The sequence below is a fragment of the Saccharothrix coeruleofusca genome (genome assembly GCF_014648515.1).
In the GTDB taxonomy this organism is placed as follows: Bacteria; Actinomycetota; Actinomycetes; order Mycobacteriales; family Pseudonocardiaceae; genus Actinosynnema; species Actinosynnema coeruleofuscum.
Genome location: NZ_BMRG01000009.1, coordinates 131006 through 152979 on the forward strand (window position 1 = coordinate 131006; position 21974 = coordinate 152979).

Consider the following 21974-nt stretch of genomic DNA (forward strand, 5'->3'; position numbering starts at 1 on the left):
CCGAGCACCTCTTGAGGCAGGCAATGGCCGGTGTCGACGGTCGGAACCCCGAAGCGTCTCGGTTCGAAAATTTCGTAGCCCCGGAGGTGGGTCGCTTGAGCCGAAAGGGTGAATCAGCGGCCGGCGGCCAGCACCGCGTCGGCGATCACCCGGTGTCCCTCCGGGGTGGGGTGCACGTCGGTGAGACGGCAGAAGTAGGTCAGCGAGCACACCCGCGCCACCGGCGCGGGGATCGGGCCGTAGGTCGGGTCCTGGGCCACCTCGGTCAGCGGCCCGTAGCCGCCGGTAACCTCGGTGATGTCGACGAACTTCGCCCCGACCTTCTCGTACTCGGCCCTGAGCGCGGCGTTGAAGAAGTCCCGGAACAGGGTCACCGACAGCCGGGCGAGGTCCTGGCCGTTGCCGAACGCGGGGGACACCCACGCCCCGAGGAACACGTCCGGGTAGGTCAACCCCACGATCGGCGCGTCGCCCGCGGCGTCGCGCAGGGCGGGCAGCATCGCGGCCAGGTTGGCCCGGACCTCGGTCACGGCCCGTGACGCGCACGCCAGCGCGTCCGACGCCCGCGCGCACGGCGCCAGGTCGTTGCCGCCGATCACCACGGTCACCAGGCCGATCCGCCCCCGGTGCTCGCGCAGCACCCGCACGGCCGCGTCGAGCTGGGTGAGGCCCTGCGGGTCCGGTGCGCCGGTGGCGCGGTTTCCGGGTGCGCACCCGGCTTCACCGCGCATCTGCGCGGAGGTGGCGCCGCTGCACGCCAGGTTGATCAACCGCAGGTCCGACTGCTCGGCCACGAGGTGGGCGAAGCCGTCCGGCGAGGAACCCGCCCCCGAGCCGGCCTCCGCCGGTCGGTAACCGGTCGCGTAGGAATCGCCCAGCGACACGTACACGCGCTCGGCGGGCGGTGCGCTGCTCGTCGTCGGGGCCGATGGGTTGGTCGACGTCGTCCCCGGAGTGCCCGCAGGTCCGGCCGTGCACGCCGCGAGCACCGTCAGCAGTGCCGCCACCAGTGCGGATCTTCCCACTCCCGGCACGTCGACCCCTCCCGTTCGGAATACGACCGGGTTCCCAGCCTACCGGGCGGCAAACCTCCATCCACAGTGGACCGTGCTGGCAGTGCCGGTCGGCGGAGGATGTCCGGTCCTGCGGGGCGGCCGGCCACCGCTACCGGTCCAGGACCTGCTCGCGCAGGATGTCCGCGTGCCCGCAGTGCTGGGCGAGCTCGCGCAGCACGTGCAGGTAGACCCAGCGCAGGGGGAGCGGTCCGCGCCGGTTGCCGTGCAGGACGTCGTCCAGCGCCAGGGAAGACGTCGTCAGGCGGGAGGCTTGGCACGCTTCGCGGTGCGCGCGCCGCACGGCGGCGATGGTGTCGTCGTCGGTGAGCACGAACGACTCGTCCGCCGTGGCGGGGATGCCGATCTCGGCGCGCGAGCGGCACGTGACGGCTTCGTCGAACCAGACCCGCTCCACGAAGGTCGCGTGCTTGACCAGGCCCAGCAGGGTGGTGCGCGACGGCACCAGTGAACGGCGGGCCTGCTCCTCGGTCAACCCGTCCAGGCAGTCGCCCAGCGCGCGGCGGTGCTCGTCGAGGAACGCCTCGAACTGCGCCCGCAGGGGTCGGTCGAAGACGTCTTGGCTGGACGGCGCCGAAGAGGACATGCGCGCAGCGTCGCAGGAGCGTGTGCGCGGATCAACCCGCGAAAGCGGATTTCGGCTTTCCGTGTGAAAAAAGATTGTGCCGCGATCCCGCGTGGTGCATCCTTGTGGCACATCGGGAAACGGGAGTCGGGAGCAGGTCATGGCGGACATGTGGCGACGAGGTGCGCAGTGCCTCCGCACGTGCCTCTGCCTCTGCCTGTGGCTGTGCGGCCTGCCGCTGAACCGCGCGGTCTCCCCGCCGTGACCTGAACCAGGTCGGACCGGCAGGAGGCCGCCCATCGGGAAACCGATCCGGGCGGCTTCTCCTTTTGCCGGTCATTTCACCGAGGTGGCGCGCTTCGGAAGCGGAACGGTCTCCAAAACCGTTTCCCGAGGGTTCGACTCCTTCCGCCACTGCTCGACGCCGCCCATTTCCGCACGGGCGTCGGTGTGCTCGTCGACAACTTCGGAGCGGTTCTAGCCCAACCGGCAGAGGCGTCTGGTCGAGGACCAGTCCAGTCGGGGTTCGAGTCCCCGGAACCGCACTCCGGCCCCCGTAGCCCAACGGCAGAGGCACCGCGTTCAGGACGCGGCCAGTCCAGGTTCGAATCCTGGTGGGGGCACGCGGCGCGTTCGGCACCGGCGGAGGACGCCGGTGTCGGGCGTAAGCGCCGAAGCACGACTCCGGCCCACGTCACGACGGTCGTGAGGCGGCCTGCAAAGCCGTCCGTTCAGGGTTCGACTCCCTGGTGGGTCTCCACACCCGTTCCGGCGAAGCGTCCGATGTGGACTGCTGGGAAGCGCTGGCGCGCCTCATTGTGGCCGGGAGCCCTGCTACCCGGAGTTCCGCCGCGTCAAGCGATCTCGGCGCTGCCTTCACGGTAGATCTTCGCCGATGCTATGCGTCCGTCGCGCAGCTGGTAGAAGCCCGCGATGGAGAAGGTCAGCCGCTCACCGCCGTCGCTCAGCTCCTCGGTCAGCTGACAGGCGGCGCGGTCGCCCACGACGAGCAGGTTGTCGACCACCAGGCTCGGCAGCAGTCCCGCCATGGCGTTCCCGAACAACTCGGCCAGTTCGGCACGTCCCCGCGCCACGCTGGTTCCGGTGATCCACACCGCGTCGTCGGTGAAGCCCGCCAGCAGACCTTCGAGGTCGCGGGAGTTGAACGCGTCCACGTGCTCGCGGATCACCTCGGCCGCCCCCGGTCGCGGTGGGGTCGGAGGCGGGTGCTCCCGGCGACGCCGGGCGGCCTCCGCGCGGACCCGCTTGGTCCTGCTCGTGGTGGCGAGCAGTTCCAGCAGGTCCGGGGAGACCGCTTCGGCCGAGATCTTGCGCTGCAGCCAGTCCGACGCGCTCCGCAGGCGTTCCTCCTCCGGCACCACGCCCTTGCGCACCTCGTCGAACAGGCACCACTCGTCGAGGCGGCGGAGGAGGAAAGCGCGACCGGACAGCAGCGGGCGCACGGTGCTCGCCCAGGACGCGAAGTCCACTCCGGTCGCGGCGATTCGCCCGATGTGGGCGGCCACCGCCGACTCCGCCATGGCGGAGTCGGCATCCGCGAGCACCGCGGCGATGACGTCGCGATCGGCGAACGGGACCGCGGCGGCCAGGACGCGCTGGTGCGCCTCGTAGCGCGCGTGCTCGTTCACCGGCCCGCCGTGTTCACCACGCAGAACAGGTTGCCTTCCGGGTCCGCCAGCACCACGAAGTCGGCATCGGGCGGGTAGTCCCACGCAACGCGCCTGGCCCCCAGCGAGATGAGCCGCTCGACCTCCGACCGCTGCTCCGCCTCGCCGGTCACGTGCAGGTCGAGGTGCGTCCGGTCGGTTTCGTCCAGCGCGATGGCCTGGCCGTTCCCCTCCTCGGGCACGAGGACGGGCGTCTCGTCGCCGACCACGCCGTCGTGGACCTTGTAGCCGAGCGCCTCGGTCCAGAACTTCGTCGCCCGGCGGGCGTTCCCGACGTTCAGGACTACGGTTCCGATGCGCACCATGGCGTCATTGTGCGGCAAGTGGACCGGACCGCGCGATGATGGCGGGCAAGGCGTGCGCGAAGCTGGCGAGGCTCTTGTACGGCTCGCCGGACAGCACTTGGTCCGCGACGCCGAACGGGAAGCCGACGATGCCGCTGATGGCCACGGCGTACGCGCCCTGCGCCCGTTCGTGCGCGATCCAGTGCCCGCCGTACGCCTCGACCGCCACCTGCCCGGTGTAGGCGCCGACCAGTTCCCACCACAGGTCGAACCGCTCACCTCGCAACGGCTCGTCGGCCGACAGCTCGGCGCACACCTCGTCGAGCAGGGCGAGGCTGTCGACGGTCCGGTCCAGCTGTCTGCCGAACTGCGCGTCGACCAGCTCCACGCACTGGTTGGCGAGGCGGAGCATGTCGAAGTCCGGGGTGGTGTCCACGGGATGAGTGTGTCATCGGGCGGCAACGGCTTTTCGTCTCCGCGACGACCCGGCGATCCTGCGGGTCACCGGGTAGCAGACCACGAGCAGCAAGGACATCAGCGGGATGGACTGCCCGAGCAGGAACTCGCCCAGCGCGTAGTCGGCGAACGGCACGGCCAGGCACGCGGCGAACGCCCACGGGGGCGCGGTGGGCAGTCTGCCCGCCGAGGCCCACGGCGTGCGCCCACCCGGCTTGGCCACCGACAACCACACCTGGCAGGCCAGCGCGGAGGCCATCAGCAGTGCGCCGACGCGGGTCAGCGCGGCGGATCCGTCCGGGTGCAGGTTCGGGCTGAGCACGAAGATCCCGACGTAGAGCTGGATCAGCGTGATCCCGAACTTCAGCAGCACCCACCAGTGGCGGAAGTAGCCCCACGGCGTCAGGCCGGACAGCATCAGACCGGTGAAGGCCGCGGTCGTCGCGGCGAACTGGAGCACCTCGACGTCCAGCAGGTGCGCGATCTCGAACGCGTGCCGCCGTTGGTCGCCAACGGCGCCCGAGGCGTAGCCGACGACCGCGAACAGGGCCAGCGCCATGCACATCCACGTCGTGGAGCTGACCACGTGGGTCCACACCAAGAGCTTTCGCATCCGTCCCCCCCAACATGTAGGTGTACTACACATAGTACGCCTACATGTTACGTACATGGACTTGCAAGGAGTGCTCCCCGGTCGATTCGGCATACTTGCGGCGGCGCGGAACGGGAGAAGCGGGCTGCGGCCGGGAATGTCCGGCACGGCGAAGCCTTTGGCCATGTCCGACGAGTACACGTAGCTGTTGTAGTAGTAAGCCGACCCGAGCTCGCGTTCTTGCTCTCGGACAGCGGCAGGGAACGTGAAGAGGCCCGCCGCGGGCATCGCGGCGGGCCTCTCCTGCGTTCGGCGGATCGCTACCGGAACAGCTCCCGGTAGTGGCCCTGGGTCTGCACGTTCAGCTCGCCGACCCGCACCAGCTTCGCCGTGGCCACCCGCGGATCGCGGATGTCCAGCACGTCGAAGCCCTTGGCCATGTCCGACGAGTACACGTATCCGTTGTAGTAGTAGGCCGACCACGAGCCGCCGCCCGCGCCATTGGGCAGCGGGCCGCGCTCGAAGAACCCGATCTCCCTGGGCCTGGACGAGTCGGTGAAGTCCCACACCGAGATACCGCCCTGGTACCACGCCTGGACCATGATGTCCTTGCCCTGCACCGGGATCAGCGACCCGTTGTGCGCCACGCAGTTCTCCGTCTCACCCTGGTGGCGGGGGATCTTGAAGTAGCTGCGGAACACCAGCTTCCGGTCGTCGCCGCGACCGGTGATGTCGTAGATGCCGTTCGCGCCCCGGTTCGGGCCGATCGCCGCGTTGCAGGTCGCCGCGCCGCCGCCGCCCAGCTCGTCGGTGAAGACGACCTTGGTGCCGGTGTTGTTGAACGTCGCCGAGTGCCAGAACGCGAAGTTCACGTCGTCCTGGACCCGGTGGATCTCCCTCGGCCGCTCCCGGTCGGAGATGTCCCACAGCACGCCGTCACCCATGCAGGCGCCCGCCGCCAGGTCCTTGGACGGGTAGACGGTGATGTCGTGGCAGCCGGAGGTGGCCCGCACGTAGCCGCTCTCGATCGTGCCCTCGCGTCCGGGGTTGCCGCCGTCGGGGAAGACCACGCGCTCGTCGAGCAGCGAGGCCGCCGCCGGGTTGCGCAGCGGCACCTTCACGATGGAGATCAGGTCGTGCGGCGGCTTGCAGTCCGGGAACGCCGCGTCCGGTCCGTACGAGGAGACGTACAGGTAGACGTCGCGGCCCCGCTTGTCCGGCACCATGGTGTGGGTGTGCGAACCGCACTTGGTCTCGACCGCGGCGACGTAGCGCGGGTTGCGCTTGTCGCTGATGTCGAAGACCTTGATGCCCTCCCACGCGTCCTTGTTGGACGCGGGCAGCGATGTGCTGGAGCAGGAGCTGTCGCTGCGCGAGGAGTCGGTGGACAGGAAGAGCAGGTTGTCCTTGACCGAGATGTCGTTCTGCGAGCCGGGGCACAGCACCGAGCTGACGATCTTGGGCTGGTGCGGGTTGCGGATGTCGTAGATGACGAATCCGTTGTAGTTGCCGTCGAAGGCGTAGCCGTCCTGGAAGGCCAGGTCGGTGTAGGTGGACGAGGTGTTGTCGAACGGCGCCTGCTTGGGCAGGTTCGCCAGGTGCTTGATGTTGCGGCTGTTGCGGATCTCGTCGACGCCGGGAATTCCGGCGCCCTGCTGCTCCGCGCTCTCCAGCTGCGCTTCGGACAGACCAGCGAGGTCGTCGTCGGGCGCGGCGGTGGCCTGAGGACCCCACGCCACGGCCGACAAGGCCAACGCGAACGCCCCCACGGCCGCCGCGGTCGCCCGCCGACGGCTCGTGTCGCGATTGTTCTCCACAGGTTCCCCTTCCGACCTGGTGCAGGGAAGGGCAGTATTACCCTTTTGCAAGGCTAAGTACCAGACCCGAACGACCGGTTTTCAGTGGTTCTCACCGGGCGCGATGGCAGGTACCTTGGCGGCCGGGTGGCAGTGGAGGGGGCGAGGATGCGGATCGGGTTGGCGGCGGCGGTGCTGGTCGCGGTGGGCTCGGTGGCCGGGTGCACCGGTGGGGCCGCCCAGGACAGCGCCCCGATCATCGCGCCCCAGGGGCCGGGGGAGCAGGCCCAGACCCTGTCCCCGGACGACATCGGCACCGAGCGCTGGACCGCGCCCAGCGAGGCCGACCTGGCCTACGTGGCCAAGATGATCCGCCACCACGAGCAGGCGCTGGAGATGACCGCGCTGGCCCCCGACCGGGCCCAGCACGAGGCCGTGCGGGGGCTGGCCGCGCGCATCCACGACACCCAGGGCCCCGAGGCGCGGGCCATGGAGTCCTGGCGCGATCAGTTCGCCGCGCAAGCGCCCGCGCACGGCCACTCCGGCGGGCTGCCGCACGTGGACCACGCCTCGATGCCCGGCATGGCCACCCCCGAGCAGCTGGCCGCGCTGCGCGCGGCGGGCGGCGCGGACTTCGACCGGCTGTTCCTCCAGCTGATGATCGCCCACCACGAGGGTGCGATGCGGATGGCCGTGGAGGTGCTGACCACCGGCTCGGACGTGCGGGTGGAGGAGATGGCCACCGACGTGCTGGCCACCCAGACCGACGAGGTGGAGCGGATGAAGGCGATCAGGATCCCGTAGCGCGCAAGGTCTCCACCATGGCCGCCAGCGCGTCCACGCCCAGTTCGCAGGAGTCGACGGGGCGATCGCCCACCGTGGCGTGCGCCGCCTCGGTGGCCGAGACGAACACCGACACCACGCAGCTGCCGCTGTCGCTGCGCGAGGACACGCCGGGATAGCCCGCCACGTCCACGTCGCGGTACTCGTTGACCCGGGGCACGTTGCCGTCCGCGGCGTCCTGCCAGTCGCGGTACATCTCGTCCGGGGTGATCCCCGAACCCAGCGTGACCGACACCTGCGTGCCGTCGCCCGCCTCCAGGTAGCAGATCATCGCCGCGGACCCACCCGCGGGCGTCAAGTCCAGCCGTGCCAGCCGGTCCGCGCCGATCGCGTCGCAGGGCTGGGTGTAGTAGCGCTCCATGGCCGCGCCCAGGGAGGGCTGGTTCGGCGCGCCGCGCTGGGCGCTGGGTGGACCCCCGGTCGCGCCACCGGTGGTCCACAGCAGTAACACCGCCCCGGCGGCGAGCACCGCTGCCGCGATCAACGCGAACACCGGCCAGCGTCGGCGAGCGTTCCTGACCATCCTTGGCCCCTCCAGGGGAATCGGCTCCGGGCAGGATAGGGGCGCCACCCGGTGGCACGACCTGTTCCGGAGGACGGAGCTTCGGTCAACCGATCGGTTGAACCGGGGTTGACCGGGGTCAGCCGGAGGCCACGGCGCGGGAATCCGCAGCCCCTCGCCGACAGTGGTGTGCGCGGCATCGGTGGGAAGAGGTGGACGGAGGCGACGCGGCCCCGCCGTCCTTGTGGGACGAGACGGCAGGGTAGCGGTTCAGATCGACGTCCCGGTAGTCGTGCGCCGATGAATTTCCATCCCGCGCGGCTTCGGCCCGGTCGCGGCGCGTCCCGTCGGACGCGCGGGAGGGACCGGTAATCAACGACACCCGCACCTCGGGCACGCCTGCGAGTACCACCCGGAGTGCGAGCGCGGGCCGTTGACCGCTACCCGTTGCTCCGAACGTCCCATCCGCGGTGTCCGAACGCGCGGCTCGTGCGGCGGGTCAGGCGGACAGGCGCGGCACGACGGCGCGGCCCGCGGTCTCCAGCACCTCGGCCGCGGTGGTGTCGGCGCCGAAGTAGGTGAACGACACCATCAGGTCGGCCTTGCTCAGCACGAGCTGGCAGGCCGACTCCAGGCCGTTGCGGGCGCAGTAGGAGAACTGCGCGTCCGCGCCCAACTGGGGCAGGGACAGCTCCCCGGCGATGGTGTAGCTCGTGCCGCCGTACTCGAACGTGCCGCACTCCAGCGCCTTGCGGCTCAGCTCGACGGTTTCCGCGGCGGCGGCCACGCGCCAGTAGGAGACGCTGTACTGGTGCAGGTAGAAGCCGGACCGGTCGATCCAGTCGGCGGCCATCCGGGTCGCCGACATCGCGCCGTCGGTGGACAGCTCCCCTGGGCACAGCACGACCGTGTAGTTCTTCTGCTCGCCGCTTGAGTTGCGGGTGTAGCCCAGCGGCGCCAGCACGTCGTCGGGCAGTTGGGCCTGACGCAGCCGAGGCTCGATCAGCGCGGGGTCGGGCCGGGCCGCGGTGGTGGTCGTGGTCGTGGTGGGCGTCGCGCTGGACGACGTTGCGGTGGTCGATGCCACTGGTGCGGCCGAACAGCCTGCCAGCACCAGCAGGGCGAGGAAAGTCCCCCCGTGTCTCATGAGGGGGAACGCTAGCGCAGGGGTTCGCCCCGAAGATCACCCCCGGCGTCAGTAGTCGACGCGATCGGTGCGGGACAGCCACGCGGCGAAGGGCGCGGCGTCGTCATCGGTGGTGATCCGCTCCACCGCCAGGTTCCACGTCTCGCGCGGCCTGCCGAACAAGTCGTGGAACTCCCGGTCGTCGAAGCCCGCCGCGGCGGCGTCGTGCCGGTCCGCGGCGTAGACGATCCGGTCCACCCGCGCCCACAGCGCCGCCGCCAGGCACAGCGGGCACGGCTCGCAGGAGGACACCAGGACGCAGCCGGTCAGCCGGAACCGGCCCAGCGCCCGGCAGGCCGCGCGGATGGCCACCACCTCGGCGTGCGCGGTCGGGTCCAGCGTCGCGGTGACGCGGTTGGTGCCCTCGCCGACGACCTCGCCGTCGCGGACCACGACCGCGCCGAAGGGGCCGCCGCCTTCGGTCACGCTGCGGGTGGCCAGCTCGATGGCCGTGCGCAGCCAGGAGTGCTCGGCGGTGGTGGACGTGGTCAAGGGCGCGCTCCGGGGGTCAGGTGCCGGTGATGTGCTCGGGGCGGACCGGCACGCGGGTCAGGGCGAGACCGGTGGCGGCCCGGATCGCCGCCACGATGGCCGGGGTGGAGGATATGGTGGGCGGCTCGCCGACGCCGCGCACGCCGTAGGGCGCGTTCGGGTCGGCCAGTTCCAGCACGTCGACACCCATCGGCGGCATGTCCAGCGTAGTGGGGATCAGGTAGTCGGTGAACGACGGGTTGCGCACCCGGCCGCCGGAGGTGCGGATCTCCTCCATCACCGCCAGGCCCAGGCCCTGCGCGGAACCGCCCTGGATCTGCCCGACCACCGCCTGCGGGTTCAGCGCGCGGCCGACGTCCTGCGCGCAGTCCAGCCGGACCACCTTGACCAGGCCCAGTTCGGTGTCCACATCCACCACCGCGCGGTGGGCGGCGAAGCCGTACTGCACGTGCGCGTTCCCCTGGCCGGTCACCGGGGCGATCGGCTCGGTCCGGCGGTGGCGGTACTCGGCGGTCCGGTCGACCACCCGGTCGCCCAGCAGCTCCGCCAGGTCGACCTCGGACAGGTCCTCGGTGCCCGCCATGGCGGCCAGTTCGGCGCGGACCGCGGCGCACGCGGCTTTGACCGCGCCACCGGTGACGTAGGTCTGGCGCGAGGCCGAGGTCGATCCGCCGTCGCCGATGGTGGTGTCCATGGGCAGGATCGCCACCCGGCGCACGCCCAGTTCGGTCCGCACGATCTGCTGCACGACCGTGACCAGGCCCTGGCCCACCTCGCACGCCGCGGTGTGCGCCTGCGCCACCGGCTCGCCGTTGACGACCTGCAGGCGCACCCGTGCCGTGGAGTAGTCGTCGTAGCCCTCGGAGAAGCAGATGTTCTTGATCCCCACCGCGTAGCCCACACCGCGCACCACGCCCTCGCCATGCGTGGTGTTGGCGACGCCGCCGGGCATGTCCCGCAGGTCCAGCGCGCCGCTCGGCGGCGGCAGCGGCTTGTCGCGGACCAGTTCCAGCAGTCGCGCCACGGGCGCGGCCGAGTCGACGAGCTGGCCGGTCGGCATCACCGAACCCTCCGCCATGGCGTTGCGCAGGCGCAGCTCCACCGGGTGCAGGCCCAGCTCGGCGGCCAGTCTGTCCATTTGGGACTCGTAGGCGAAAGCCGCCTGCACCGCGCCGAACCCGCGCATCGCGCCGCAGGGCGGGTTGTTGGTGTAGAGGCCCCAGGCGTCCACGGTCACGTTGTCGACCTCGTACGGGCCGATGCCCAGTGTCGCGGCGTTTGCCACGACGGCTCCGGTGCTGGAGGCGTACGCGCCGCCGTCGAGGTAGATCTTCGCCTTGACGTACGACAGCTTCCCGGTGCGGTCCGCGCCGTGCTCGTAGTGCAGCACCGCCGGGTGGCGGTGCACGTGCCCGTAGAACGACTCCTCGCGGTTGTAGACCATCTTCACCGGCCTGCCGGTGCGCAGCGCCAGCAGACAGGCGTGGACCTGCATGGACAGGTCTTCGCGCCCGCCGAACGCGCCGCCCACCCCGGACAGCGTCAGCCGCACCTTGTCCTCGGGCATCCCCAGCGCGCGGGCGACCTGCTCCCGGTCCACGTGCAGCCACTGGGTGGCGACGTAGAGGTCCACCCCGCCGTCCTCGGCGGGCACCGCCAGCCCGGACTCCGGCCCCAGGAAAGCCTGGTCCTGCATGCCGACCTCGTAGCGGCCGGTGACCACCACCGCCGCGGTGGCCGCCTGGTCGCCGCGGCGGACCGGCACGTGCCGCAGCAGGTTCCCGCCGGGGTGCAGCGGGGCCGCCCCGGCCGCGGTCTCCACGTCCACCACGGGTTCGAGCACCTCGTAGGCGACCTTGACGCGCCGCATCGCCCGACGCGCGGTCTCGGGGTGGTCAGCGGCCACCAGCGCCACCGGTTCTCCCTGGTAGCGCACGACCCCCTCGGCCAGCACCGGCTGGTCCTTGCGCTCCAGGCCGTAGCGGTTGAGCCCCGGCACGTCCTCGTGCGTGAGCACCGCCCGCACGCCCGGCACCCGGATCGCCTCGGTGAGGTCGACGGAGACGATCCTCGCGTGCGGGTGCGGGCTGCGCAGCGTCGCGCCCCAGACCATGTCCTCGTGCCACAGGTCCGAGGCGTAGGCGAACTCGCCGCGCACCTTGAGGTTGCCGTCGGGGCGCCGGGGGCTGGTGCCGATGCCCCCGGTCACCTCGGAGGTCAGCGCGGAGGTCAGGGCGGTCCGGATCGGGCTCACGTGATCCCCCCTCGTCGTTCGGCGGTGGCCTTCAGGCGGGCGGCGGCGGTGCGCAGCTCGCGCGCCAGCTCGGTCGCGGAGGCGGTGCGCAGCTCCCCGTCGTCGACCACGGTCCGGCCGCCCACCAGCAGCAGCTTGAGCCGCGGGCGGGGACCGAGCACCAGCGCGGCCACCGGGTCGTCGACGCCCGCGTGGTCCAGCCCGTCCAGCCGCCACACCGCCAGGTCGGCCAGCTTGCCCGGCTCGATCGAGCCGATCTCGTCCTGCCACCCCAGGCACCGCGCGCCGCCCATGGTGGCCAGCCACAGCGCCTGCCGGACGCCCAGCGCCTCGGGACCGCCGCGCTGGCGGGCCTGCAGCAGCGCCTGGTGCAGCTCCTCGACCAGGCCGCCGGACTCGTTGGACGCCGCGCCGTCCACGCCCAGTCCCACCGCGGCCCCCGCGTCGAGCAGCTCGCGCACCGGGGCGATACCTGTGCCCAGTCTGCCGTTGGAGGTGGGGCAGTGCGCGGAGCCGGTCCCGGTGGCGCCCAAGCGCTCGACCTCCTCCGGCGACAGGTGCACGGTGTGCGCCAGCCACACGTCCGCGCCCAGCCAGCCGAGCCGCTCGGCGTACTCGGTGGGCGTGCAGCCGTACTCGGCCCGGCACCGGTGCTGCTCGTCGGTGGTCTCGGCGAGGTGCGTGTGCAGCCGGACGCCCTTGGCGCGGGCCAGCTCCGCCGCGCCGACCATCAGCTCCCGGCTGACCGAGAACGGCGAGCACGGGCCCACGGCCACGCGCACCAGCGCGTCGGGGGAGGGGTCGTGGTGGGTGTCGATCGCCTCCTCCGTCGCCGCCAGCGCGGCGTCGGTCTCCTCCACCAGGTCGTCCGGGGGCAGCCCGCCCCGCGACCGGCCGCGGTCCATCGAGCCGCGCACGGCGTGCAGCCGCAGGCCGATCCGCCGCCCGGCCGAGACCAGCGCCCCGAACTGGTCGCCCCCCTCGCGCGGGAACACGTAGTGGTGGTCGGCGGCGGTGGTGCAGCCGGTGGTGGCGAGCCTGGCCAGCCCGGCCGAGGCCGCACCGTGGGTGCTCTCCGCGTCCAGCCCCCGCCACACCGGGTACAGCGCGGTCAGCCACTGGAACAGCGGGACGTCCTGGGCCAAGCCCCTGGTGGCCCACTGGTAGAGGTGGTGGTGGGTGTTGACCAGGCCGGGCGTGACCAGGCAGCCGCTGCCGTCGACCCAGGTGTGCGGTCCGGACGGCCTCGGGGCCTGGCCGGGGCCCACCGCCGCGATCCGGCCGCCCTCGACCACCACGTGGCCGAACGCGAACTCGGTGCCGGCGGAGTCCACTGTGGACACGGCGACGCCGTCGATGACGGTGGGCCTCATCGCCTCCGCGCCGCCAATCGCACCGCGTCCAGGATCTTCTCGTACCCGGTGCAGCGGCACAGGTTGCCCGCCAGCGCCTCGCGGATCTCCGGGTCGCTGGGCGCGGCCACCCGGTTGAGCAGGTCGTGCGCGGCGACCACGAGACCGGGGGTGCAGAACCCGCACTGCACCGCCCCCGCCTCCACGAACGCCTCCTGCACGGGGTCCAGCTCGTCGCCCACGGCCAGGCCCTCGACCGTGCGCACCTCGCGCCCGTGCGCCTGCCCGGCCGCCACCAGGCACGCGCACACCGGCACGTCGTCCAGGTACACCGTGCAGGAGCCGCACTCGCCCTGCTCGCAGGCGTTCTTGGCACCGGGCAGCCCCAGCCGCTCGCGCAGCAGGAACAGCAGGCTCTCACCCTCCCAGACGTCGTCGGCCCGCCGGGCCTCCCCGTTTACGGTTACGTCCACGCGCATGTCAGACGCTCCCTCCCCAGCGGTCCCGGTGGTCCTGGTAGTCCTGCCACGCCCAGCCCAGCGCCCGCCGGGCCAGCACGGCCAGCGCGTGCCCGCGGTATGCCGCGGTGCCCCGCACGTCGTCGATCGGGCTCGCGGCCTCGGCGACCAGTTCGCCGAACCGGCGCCGCACCGGTTCCGGCAGCGGCCGCGGCGACCGCCACTGGTCCGCGGCGGTCAGCTCGCCGGACAGGAACTCCTCGGCGGCGCTCGCCCGGCGCGGGGTCGGCGCGGCCGAGCCGATGGCGGCGGCGACGCGCGCGGCGGCCGGGTGCAGCGCGATGGCGAACGAGCACACCGCGATCACCATGGCGTTGCGCGTGCCCACCTTGCAGAACTGCTGTGGTCCCCGCGCCCGCGGTATCAGCACCGCGGCGATCAGCTCGTCCGGCTCCAGCGCGTTGCGCTTGACGCCCAGGTAGAACTCGGTCGCCGGGATGAGCCGGGTGCCGCGCGCGGACACCGCCTCGACCACCGCGTCGACGGTCAGCAGCACCGGGTGCGCGTCACCCGCCGGGGAGGCCGCGCCGAGGTTGCCGCCGACCGTGCCCCGGTTGCGGATCTGCGGCGAGCCCACCGTGCGCGACGCCGCCGCCAGCCCCGGCAGCGCCCCGCCCAGCTCGTCGATGACCCGCGCGTAGGGCACCCCGGACCCCAGGCGCACCACCCCGGCCCGCTCCGACCACTGGCGCAGCTCCGCCACGCGGGTCAGGTCCAGCAGCGCGGCGGGCCTGCGGTGGTCGAAGTTCAGCTCCACCATCACGTCCGTGCCGCCCGCGATGGGGACCGCGTCGGGGTGCTCGGCCTTGAGCGCCAGCGCTTCGGCCAGGGTGTCGGGGCGGAGGAAGTCCATCGGCGACCTCGGGTGTGTGCGGTGCGTGCGGGCCAGTACACCGATTCCGGTGGCGGATCAGCTACGGCGGCGGTGCATGAATTCCAGGCTCCTACAGGGTGTTGATTTGTGCTTTCCTACAAACACGATCGGGTGACCGTAAGTGGTGGTTGTGACAGCGGGGAGGCAGGCGTGTTGCTGGTGCGCGGCCTGCTGGGGGCGCCGGAGCTGCGGCTGCGCCTGGTGACCGGCGAAGACCTGCTCGACCGACCGGTCACCGGTCTGTACGGCACCGAGCTGCCCGACCCTGCCCGCTACCTGAGCGGCGGCGAGCTGGTGCTGTCGGGGCTGCTGTGGCACCGCACCGCGGCCGACTGCGAGAGGTTCGCCGCCGCGCTCGCGGGCGCGGGCGTGGCGGCGCTGGCGGCCAGCGGCACCGACGGCAGCGGCCTGCCCGCCGCGCTGGTGGACGCCTGCCGCAGGCACCGGGTGCCGCTGCTGGAGGTCCCCGTCGACCTCTCCTTCGCGGTGATCACCGAGCGGGTCGTGCTGGCGCTGGCGGCCGAGCGCGGCGGCGCGCTGCTGGACGGGCACCGGCGGCTGCTCGCGGTGGCGGCGGGCGAGGGCGGGCTGCCCGCGCTGCTGGCCGCGGGCGCGGCGGAACTGGACGCGCCGTGCCGGGTGCTGTCGACGACCGGGCGCGTGGTCGCCGGGCCGGAGCTGGACCCGCGGGTGTGCACGGCGCTGGTGCGGGAGTTCCTGCGGGCCGACCGGCTGCCGGTGGTGGTGCGCCGCACCACGCTGCTGCCGGTGGCCGAGCGGGGTGGTGACCGGATGACCGGGTGGGTGCTGGCGGTGGACGGCGACCGGGCGCGCGACGAACTGGCCGCCGAGCTGGCCAGCCTGGTCGGCCTGGAGCGGGCGCGGGTGGTGCAGGCCCGGCGGATCGGCAACCGCGCCGCCGGGCCGCTGCTGCGCGAGGTGCGCTCGGGCACCGGCGAGCTGGCCGCGCACGTGGCCGCCGCCGGGTGGGAGCCCGACGTGCCGCTGCGCGTGGTGTCGGCGTCCGCTTCGGACGGTCGCACCGAGCTGGTCGCCGCCCTGCTGGAGGAGGTGCTGGCCGCGGTGACCCCGCACGCGCTGGTCTGCGCGGTCGGCGCGGAGGTCTGCGCGGTCGCCCCGTCCGGCGCGGGCTGGGCGGAGGCGGCGCGGTCGGCGCTGCACACCGTCGAACCGGCGCTGGGCTCGACCTGCGTGGCGGTCGGCATCTCCTCCCCGGTGCTCGCGGCGGGACTGCGCGGTGCGGCGGTGGAGGCCGCGCACGCGCGCCGGCTGGGTGCCCGGCGCGGCGGCCGGACCCGCGTGGTGGCGGGGGAGGAGATCGCGGCGCACCAGTTGCTGCTGGCGAGCGCGCCCGAGGAGCTGCGCGGCTCGCTGCGCCGCCGGGTGCTGGGCCCGGTGCTGGACTACGACGCCGAGCACGGCTCGGACCTGGTGGGCACGCTGCGGGTGTTCCTGGACTGCTCCGGCTCCTGGACCACCGCCGCCGCCAGGCTGCACGTCCACGTCAACACGCTGCGGTACCGGGTCGGCCGGGTGGAGCGGCTGCTCGGTGCGGACCTGTCGGACTTCGCCCGCCGCGTCGACCTGTACCTGGCGTTGCGAGCGGGCGGATAACCGGCGCGCGGTGTTGTGGGGCGATCCGGCGGTGTGTGACGGCTCTCCCGCGCGGCCCGGAACGTCGTACGCCCGCCGCGCCGGGGCGAGGCAGGCGTACGACGTGCTGCCGGGGTCGACCTGCGCGGCGCTCGGGGTGCCGCACCGGTCGGCGGGGCCCCTGACCCGCCGGGGCACGGGAGAGGCTCCCTCACCTCACCCGCTGCCAGGGCACCAGGGTGGGCCGCTGACCGGTGGTGAGGAACTCGTCGATCGCCACCGCCAGCTCGGTGACCGGGATCTCGCAGTGCGACGGGAAGCGCAGACCCGCGTAGCGGGGGCCCATCCGGGGTCCTTCGCCCAGGCTGGCCCAGGAGCCCGTCATCGCGTCGGCGAACAGGATCGCGCCCCGATCGCCGCGCACGCCCACCCACGCGGTGTGCTCGCAGTCGCTGTGCACCAGCGCGGCGTTGCGGGCCACGACCAGCCTGTCCAGCAGCCGGTGCACGTCCTCGGTGCGGCGGACCTGCTCGACGCCGCTGTCGTAGTGCGCCTGGATCACGGGGTCACTCCTTGCAGCGCTTGCCGGTGTTCACGCAGTCGACCAGCCGGTTCATGATCTCCTCGCCCATCACGTTGGCGAAGTCGTCGTGGTCGGAGAACGGGTTGTGCTCCTCCTCCGGGAAGGCGTCGACCGCGTACTGGCCGTTGACCTGGACGTCCCTGGGGATGTTGTAGGTCAGGCTGATGCGCAGCTGCGGCACGGCGGTGAAGCCCTGCGGGCAGCGGCCGTTCTGGTCGGGGTAGACGATGTGGTCGCGGTGGTTGGCGCTGTCGGTGTTCTTGCCGTCCCAGCAGCTGGCGAAGTCGTGGATGCGCTTGACCTTGCTGCCCTGCGGGCAGATCGGGTACTTGTTCATCAGCACCTTGTCCTCGAAACCGGTGCAGGTCCACGAGTTCCGGGCGTTCTTCGGGCCGTTGGTGGTGACCTTGGCGTCGCCGTAGAGGATGCGCAGGAACTGCGGCATCGCGGTGACCTTGCCGACCGGGCTGCCGCGGAAGGTCAGGTCCACCACCTCCGGGCGCTGGATCTCGCCCTCGTTGCCGGGCAGTTCGTTCTCGTCGCTGGCGCTCTTGCCCTCGCCCTTCTCCACCGCATCGGGCTCGGCGGCCCGCTGCTCCTCGGCGACCTGCGCGTCGGCGGCGTCGCCGTCCTTGACCGTGCACGGCGACAGCCGCAGCAGGTTGCGGGTCCGCGCGCCCGCGCGGTTCATCGCCTGGGAGATCTGGACGATCGTGCCGACGCGCTGGTTGCGCAGCGGCCGCAGCACCTGGTTGTTGACGAAGTTGGCGTCGTCGACGTTGCCGCTCTGCAGCTTCTGGTTGGCCTGGGTGACCTGGTCCTTGAGGGCCTGCAGGCCGCGGTCGACCTCAGCGCGGGCGCGCTGCGGGACGTTGCGCAGCTTGCGCCGCAGGTCCGGGCACTCGACGGTGGCCTTGGCCGGTTCGCCCGGCTCCTCCTCCTCGTTCTCCCGGTCGATCCGGACCACGGGCCAGAAGTAGGTGGACTTGTCGCCGTTCTTGCAGGTGGTGTCGGCCTCGGCGAGGCTCTCGTTGGTCGAGTCGGCGTCGGTGGACACGTTGCCCACGTAGTCGTGCAGGTGCTGGGCGCCGTTGCGCACGCCGGGCTGGGCGATGAAGTTGTCCGGGTTGAAGTGGCCGTTCTCGTTGCGGCCGCAGTCGACGGTGAACGTCCCGGTGGAGGCGTCGCGCTGGGGGCGGGGGGTGTTGACGTTGCGGGCCTGCTTGGTGATGTCGACGAACAGGGAGATGTCGGCCCCGTCCGCCTGGGCCGTGCCCTGGTCACCGGCGCTGGAGATCGCGACGGCCAGGCCGATCGTGAGCGCCAGCCCGGTCGCGCCTGCTGTCAGCTTCGTGCGCCGGGAGAAGCGGTGCCGCCCCTGGTTTCGCGTCATGGAAGTGTCACCTCGTCGTAGGTACGCGCATCGATCGCTTGCTTCGAACCCCGACCGCCGGTGGGCGGTGGACACCGGGGCATACGTACCGGTGCCAGTCCGCGACCTGGCCGTTATTGTTTCGTTATATTTGGTGACCCCTATCTTCGGCCCAGGTCGGCGCGCGGCCTGCCCCCGCCGGTGTTCCTGTCGGTTGCACGTGAGGTCTTCACCCGCGCCCACGCCTGCGGAAGACTCGCGAACCGGACAACCGTAAGGAGTGGCCATGTCTCGCACTTTCGGCGTGCTGGCGGCGGTAGTGGTCGGGTTCGCGCTCGTCACCGCCACTCCCGCCGCCGCTGAGCACGTCCATCCGTTCCCCACCGAGATCCCGCTGCCCGAGGGCTTCAGGCCGGAGGGCATCGCCATCGGCGCCGAACCCATCGCGTACTTCGGCTCCCTCGCCGACGGCGACCTCTACCGGGCCGACCTGCGCACCGGTCGGGGCGAGGTCTTCAGCCAGGGGCCGGGAACGCAGTCGGTGGGTCTCCAGATCGACCGGCGTGAGCGGCTGTTCGTGGCGGGCGGCGCGACGGGTGACGCGCGGGTCGTCGACGCCCGCTCCGGCGAAATCCTCAAGTCCTACCGGTTCTCCAGCGGTGACACGTTCGTCAACGACGTGGTTGTCACCCCTAGTGCCGCGTACTTCACGGACAGTTATAGGGCGACCCTTTACAAGGTGCCGTTCGGGCGTTTCGGGCAACTACCCGACACTTTCGTCAGCGTGCCTCTAACGGGTGATTTTGTGCTGACCCCCGGAGTCATCAACGCGAATGGCATCACCACCACCCCGGACGGCCGGGCGCTGCTGGTGGTGCAGAGCAACACCGGCAAGCTGTTCCGGGTCGACCCGGACACCGGGCACTCCGCCGAGGTCGACCTCGGCGGCGAGGTGCTGACCAACGGCGACGGGCTGCTGCGCGAGGGGCGGACCCTGCGCGTGGTGCTGAACCGGGTCAACACGCTGGCCTCCTTCACCCTGAACAAGGCCGGGACCAGCGGAAAGCTCACCTCCGCGATCACCGACCCGCGCTTTGACGTGCCGACCACGGTCGCCGAGTTCGGCACCCGGCTGTACCTGCCCAACGCCCGCTTCACCACCACGCCCACCCCCACCACGCCGTACAACGCGGTTTCCGTGCCCAAGCCCTGAACACCAGGGGGTCGACGGGAATCCCCTAATCGCCCCTAGTTCCCGCCGACCCCCTGTCCGGTGCCGCGCCCCAGTGGGTAGCCTGACCGTCGCACGGTGCGAGTGATCGCTGTCTCTTCGTAGTTTTGATCTTCAGTGTTACCGTTCTGTAGCCGATCTGGTGACGAGGAGGCGGCGCGCTCGCGCTGCACCTGACCTGGCAACGGAGTTCACGAGGCTGCGGAGCGCTGTGAAGCAGAAGAGCACAACGGAGACGAACTACAAGACCATCCGTTCACGTCTCACGGGTGTCGTCGTCGTCCCCAGCATCGTCTTGCTCGTGATGTGGGCGCTGTTCTCCTCGTACACCGTTTTCGACGGTTACTACCTGCGGACGGTCGCCGCGGGCGTGAAGGACGCGTCCATCCCCGCGCTGCAGACCTTCGCCGCGCTGCAGAAGGAGCGCGAGCTCAGCCTGACCAGCCTGAGCCAGCCGGAGACCGACAAGACGGCGCTGCGGACGCAGTACGAGGAGACCGACCGGGCGCTGGGCGCGATGAACAGCGCGCTCGACGAGCTGGCGACCTCGGCGCCCCAGGAGATCGTCGACCGGATCAACGGTCTGGACGTCCTGCTCGGCCAGCTCTCGCAGAAGCGGTCGCAGCTGGAGACGGGCAAGGCGTCCAAGAGCGAGATCTACACCTACTACAACAGCCTGCTCGACGCGGGCACCGCGCTGTTCAACGTGCAGGCGCGCACGGTGCCCGACGCCGAGTCGGTGCAGAACGCCATCTTCGCGCCCGAGTTCTTCAAGGCGGCCGACTGGATGTCCAGGGCCACCTCGATCGCCTCGGCCGCGCTGGCGGCGGGCTCGTTCAGCCCCGAGGAGCACATCGAGTTCGCCAACCTCGTCGGCGCCTACCACGCGACCTACGAGTCCGGCCAGCCCTACGCGCTGCCCGAGGTGCGCAGGCACTACCAGGCCATGGTCGAGAGCGAGGCCTGGAGGAAGCTGGTCGAGTTCGAGAACAGGCTGGTGCAGAACCAGAGCAGGCCCGCGAACGCCGGGTCGCTGTCGGACTGGCAGGGCATCAGCGGCCCGATCGCGGCCGAGCTGAACGCGCTGACCAGCGAGCAGGCCGCGGGCGCGGTGGACATCACCATGGCCAACGGCGAGAGCAAGTTCCGCACCGTGCTGATCGGCAGCCTGGTCGGCCTGCTCGCGGTGATCATCGGCATCCTGATCGCGATCCGCACCTCGAACCGGCTGGTCAACCGCGCGCTGATCACCCGTCTGGCGGCGCTGCGGAAGGACTCCCTGGCGCTGGCCCACGAGCGGCTGCCCGACATCGTCGACCGGCTGCGCGAGGGCAAGCACGTCGACGTGGAGGCGGAGGTCCCGCCGCTGGACTACGGCAGCGACGAGATCGGCCAGGTGGCCGACGCGTTCAACGCCGCCCAGTTCACCGCGGTCGCCGCGGCGGTCAAGGAGAGCCAGGCCCGCGAGGGCGTCAACCGGGTCTTCCTCGACATCGCCCACCGCAACCAGGGCCTGGTGCACCGCCAGCTCAAGATCCTGGACAAGCTGGAGCGCGAGGAGGAGAACCCCGACCAGCTCGACGCGCTGTTCCAGCTCGACCACCTGGCCACCCGCGCCCGCCGCAACGCCGAGAACCTGATCATCCTGGCGGGCGAGCAGCCGGGCAGGCAGTGGCGCAAGCCGGTGCGGCTGCTGGACGTGCTGCGCGCCGCGGTCGCCGAGACCGAGCAGTACGTCCGGGTCAAGGTCAACCCGGTGCCCGACGTGGCGCTGGTGGGCGCCGCGGTGGCCGACACCATCCACCTGGTCGCCGAGCTGGTGGACAACGCCACCGCGTTCTCCTCGCCGCGCTCCCAGGTGCAGATCCACGCCAGCGAGGTGCCCCAGGGCGTCGTGGTGGAGATCGAGGACCACGGACTCGGCATCAGCCCGGAGGACCGCGAGCAGCACAACGCGATGCTGGCCGACCCGCCGGAGTTCGACGCGGTGCGGCTGCGCGGCGAGTCCCGCCTCGGCCTGTTCGTGGTGGCCCGGCTGGCCGCGCGCCGGGGCATCCACGTGGAGTTGCGCGAATCCCCCTACGGCGGCACGCTGGCCTTGGTGCTCATGCCGACGTCGATCGTGGCGAGCCCGAACTCGCCGACCGAACCCGCGGACACCACCCTCCTGCTGTCCCGGCGCAGCCTGCACGACCACGCGGTCGCCGAGCGGGACGAGGACGAGGAGGAGCCGGTGGTCGCCGCGGGGAACAACGGGTCGGTGCCGGAGGCCAGGTTTCCCGAACCCTCCCAGCTGGAGGGCTTCTGGGCCCAGGCCGAGGCGGCCGCGAACCAGCAGCACGATCCCCAGCCCGAGGACGAGCGACTGAGCGGTGGGCTGGACCTGACGCCGCACAGCGGCTCCCTGGAGCTGCCGCAGCGCACGCGGACCGGGGGCGACCTCGCGGCGGAGTCGCCGCGGCCCGACGCGGGCGATCCCGCGGGGGGCAAGCCCGAGCTGCCCCGCAGGCGCAGGCAGCAGCACATCGCGCCGCAGTTGGTGCGCAACGATTTCCACCCGACGCCCGAACCGCTCGCCGAGGTCGACGTCGAGCAGGCCGCCGAACGGGTCCGCAACGGCCTGTCGGCGTTCCAGCGGGGCACTCGCAACGCCCGCCGCTCCGACGACGCCTTCGAGAAGTGATCCGCAGTGGACGGAC

The 21974-nt window shown here is 71.8% G+C and carries 20 protein-coding genes and 4 tRNA genes; 8 read left to right on the forward strand and 16 right to left on the reverse strand.

Annotation, left to right across the window (positions count from 1 at the left end; translation table 11 throughout):
• Nucleotides 1–113: 113 nt before the first annotated feature.
• Nucleotides 114–1025, reverse strand: coding sequence for an SGNH/GDSL hydrolase family protein (locus IEZ00_RS22075; RefSeq protein WP_189225214.1), 912 nt, complete (start codon nucleotides 1023–1025; stop codon nucleotides 114–116).
• A gap of 139 nt (nucleotides 1026–1164) precedes the next feature.
• A complete protein-coding gene (locus tag IEZ00_RS22080; protein ID WP_189225215.1) occupies nucleotides 1165–1659 on the reverse strand; it encodes a DinB family protein in 495 nt (164 codons plus the stop codon).
• 327 nt (nucleotides 1660–1986) lie between these two features.
• Between IEZ00_RS22080 and IEZ00_RS22085 the strand changes: the two genes are divergently transcribed.
• The 4 genes from IEZ00_RS22085 to IEZ00_RS22100 all read left to right on the forward strand — a co-directional run bounded on the left by IEZ00_RS22085 (nucleotide 1987) and on the right by IEZ00_RS22100 (nucleotide 2398).
• Nucleotides 1987–2055 (forward strand) — tRNA-Trp (locus tag IEZ00_RS22085).
• A 54-nt stretch (nucleotides 2056–2109) separates the two neighbouring features.
• Nucleotides 2110–2183, forward strand: a tRNA-Leu gene (locus IEZ00_RS22090).
• A 5-nt stretch (nucleotides 2184–2188) separates the two neighbouring features.
• Nucleotides 2189–2261, forward strand: a tRNA-Leu gene (locus tag IEZ00_RS22095).
• A gap of 63 nt (nucleotides 2262–2324) precedes the next feature.
• Nucleotides 2325–2398: transfer RNA gene (locus IEZ00_RS22100), tRNA-Cys, on the forward strand.
• A gap of 94 nt (nucleotides 2399–2492) precedes the next feature.
• On the opposite strand, the gene IEZ00_RS22105 is transcribed toward IEZ00_RS22100, so the two are convergent.
• From IEZ00_RS22105 to IEZ00_RS22125, 5 genes are all read right to left on the reverse strand, one after another.
• On the reverse strand, nucleotides 2493–3287 hold the full coding sequence (locus IEZ00_RS22105) for a nuclear transport factor 2 family protein (RefSeq protein ID WP_229795976.1): 795 nt from the start codon (nucleotides 3285–3287) through the stop codon (nucleotides 2493–2495).
• Nucleotides 3284–3631 (reverse strand): VOC family protein, encoded by a 348-nt coding sequence (locus tag IEZ00_RS22110; protein WP_189225216.1) that lies wholly within the window; start codon nucleotides 3629–3631, stop codon nucleotides 3284–3286. Before IEZ00_RS22110 ends, IEZ00_RS22105 begins: the two co-directional genes overlap by 4 nt.
• A 4-nt stretch (nucleotides 3632–3635) precedes the next feature.
• Nucleotides 3636–4046 carry a hypothetical protein gene (locus tag IEZ00_RS22115; RefSeq protein WP_229795977.1) on the reverse strand — a complete coding sequence of 137 codons (411 nt, stop codon included), beginning with the start codon at nucleotides 4044–4046 and terminating at the stop codon, nucleotides 3636–3638.
• A gap of 12 nt (nucleotides 4047–4058) precedes the next feature.
• Nucleotides 4059–4679 carry a hypothetical protein gene (locus tag IEZ00_RS22120; protein ID WP_189225217.1) on the reverse strand — a complete coding sequence of 207 codons (621 nt, stop codon included), beginning with the start codon at nucleotides 4677–4679 and terminating at the stop codon, nucleotides 4059–4061.
• 299 nt (nucleotides 4680–4978) lie between these two features.
• Nucleotides 4979–6475: an LVIVD repeat-containing protein gene (locus IEZ00_RS22125; protein WP_209620017.1), complete on the reverse strand. Its 1497-nt coding sequence runs from the start codon at nucleotides 6473–6475 to the stop codon at nucleotides 4979–4981.
• 147 nt (nucleotides 6476–6622) lie between these two features.
• Here IEZ00_RS22125 and IEZ00_RS22130 point away from each other — a divergent pair, with 147 nt between their 5' ends.
• Nucleotides 6623–7258 carry a DUF305 domain-containing protein gene (locus IEZ00_RS22130; protein WP_189225218.1) on the forward strand — a complete coding sequence of 212 codons (636 nt, stop codon included), beginning with the start codon at nucleotides 6623–6625 and terminating at the stop codon, nucleotides 7256–7258.
• Here the strand turns inward: IEZ00_RS22130 and IEZ00_RS22135 are convergent.
• The 7 genes from IEZ00_RS22135 to IEZ00_RS22165 form a co-directional block, all read right to left on the reverse strand.
• Entirely contained in the window at nucleotides 7245–7820 is a 576-nt protein-coding gene (locus IEZ00_RS22135; protein WP_189225219.1) for a DUF3558 family protein, read from the reverse strand. The two genes, IEZ00_RS22130 and IEZ00_RS22135, sit on opposite strands and share 14 nt — an antisense overlap.
• Before the next feature lie 478 nt (nucleotides 7821–8298).
• The gene (locus tag IEZ00_RS22140; RefSeq protein ID WP_189225220.1) at nucleotides 8299–8946 is read right to left on the reverse strand and encodes a hypothetical protein; all 648 of its coding nucleotides are present in this window, start codon (nucleotides 8944–8946) and stop codon (nucleotides 8299–8301) included.
• A 48-nt stretch (nucleotides 8947–8994) separates the two neighbouring features.
• Nucleotides 8995–9477, reverse strand: coding sequence for a nucleoside deaminase (locus tag IEZ00_RS22145; RefSeq protein WP_189225221.1), 483 nt, complete (start codon nucleotides 9475–9477; stop codon nucleotides 8995–8997).
• Between the two features lie 16 nt (nucleotides 9478–9493).
• The gene (locus IEZ00_RS22150) at nucleotides 9494–11731 is read right to left on the reverse strand and encodes a xanthine dehydrogenase family protein molybdopterin-binding subunit (RefSeq protein ID WP_229795978.1); all 2238 of its coding nucleotides are present in this window, start codon (nucleotides 11729–11731) and stop codon (nucleotides 9494–9496) included.
• Complete coding sequence (locus IEZ00_RS22155; protein WP_189225222.1) at nucleotides 11728–13104, reverse strand: 8-oxoguanine deaminase; 1377 nt, start codon at nucleotides 13102–13104, stop codon at nucleotides 11728–11730. Before IEZ00_RS22155 ends, IEZ00_RS22150 begins: the two co-directional genes overlap by 4 nt.
• A complete protein-coding gene (locus IEZ00_RS22160) occupies nucleotides 13101–13562 on the reverse strand; it encodes a (2Fe-2S)-binding protein (RefSeq protein WP_189225223.1) in 462 nt (153 codons plus the stop codon). Before IEZ00_RS22160 ends, IEZ00_RS22155 begins: the two co-directional genes overlap by 4 nt.
• A 1-nt stretch (nucleotide 13563) precedes the next feature.
• Nucleotides 13564–14454: an FAD binding domain-containing protein gene (locus IEZ00_RS22165; protein ID WP_189225224.1), complete on the reverse strand. Its 891-nt coding sequence runs from the start codon at nucleotides 14452–14454 to the stop codon at nucleotides 13564–13566.
• 171 nt (nucleotides 14455–14625) lie between these two features.
• On the opposite strand from IEZ00_RS22165, the gene IEZ00_RS22170 reads away from it, so the two are divergent.
• Nucleotides 14626–16110, forward strand: a complete 1485-nt coding sequence (locus IEZ00_RS22170; RefSeq protein ID WP_189225225.1) for a PucR family transcriptional regulator — start codon at nucleotides 14626–14628, stop codon at nucleotides 16108–16110.
• 190 nt (nucleotides 16111–16300) lie between these two features.
• Here IEZ00_RS22170 and IEZ00_RS22175 read toward each other — a convergent pair whose 3' ends face one another.
• Together IEZ00_RS22175 and IEZ00_RS22180 are read right to left on the reverse strand one after the other, a co-directional pair.
• Nucleotides 16301–16651, reverse strand: a complete 351-nt coding sequence (locus IEZ00_RS22175) for an Imm1 family immunity protein (RefSeq protein ID WP_189225226.1) — start codon at nucleotides 16649–16651, stop codon at nucleotides 16301–16303.
• A 4-nt stretch (nucleotides 16652–16655) separates the two neighbouring features.
• Complete coding sequence (locus IEZ00_RS22180) at nucleotides 16656–18065, reverse strand: DUF1996 domain-containing protein (protein WP_189225227.1); 1410 nt, start codon at nucleotides 18063–18065, stop codon at nucleotides 16656–16658.
• A 265-nt stretch (nucleotides 18066–18330) separates the two neighbouring features.
• On the opposite strand from IEZ00_RS22180, the gene IEZ00_RS22185 reads away from it, so the two are divergent.
• Together IEZ00_RS22185 and IEZ00_RS22190 are read left to right on the forward strand one after the other, a co-directional pair.
• A complete protein-coding gene (locus tag IEZ00_RS22185) occupies nucleotides 18331–19257 on the forward strand; it encodes an SMP-30/gluconolactonase/LRE family protein (RefSeq protein WP_189225228.1) in 927 nt (308 codons plus the stop codon).
• A 229-nt stretch (nucleotides 19258–19486) separates the two neighbouring features.
• Complete coding sequence (locus IEZ00_RS22190) at nucleotides 19487–21958, forward strand: sensor histidine kinase (protein WP_189225229.1); 2472 nt, start codon at nucleotides 19487–19489, stop codon at nucleotides 21956–21958.
• Nucleotides 21959–21974: the final 16 nt, after the last annotated feature.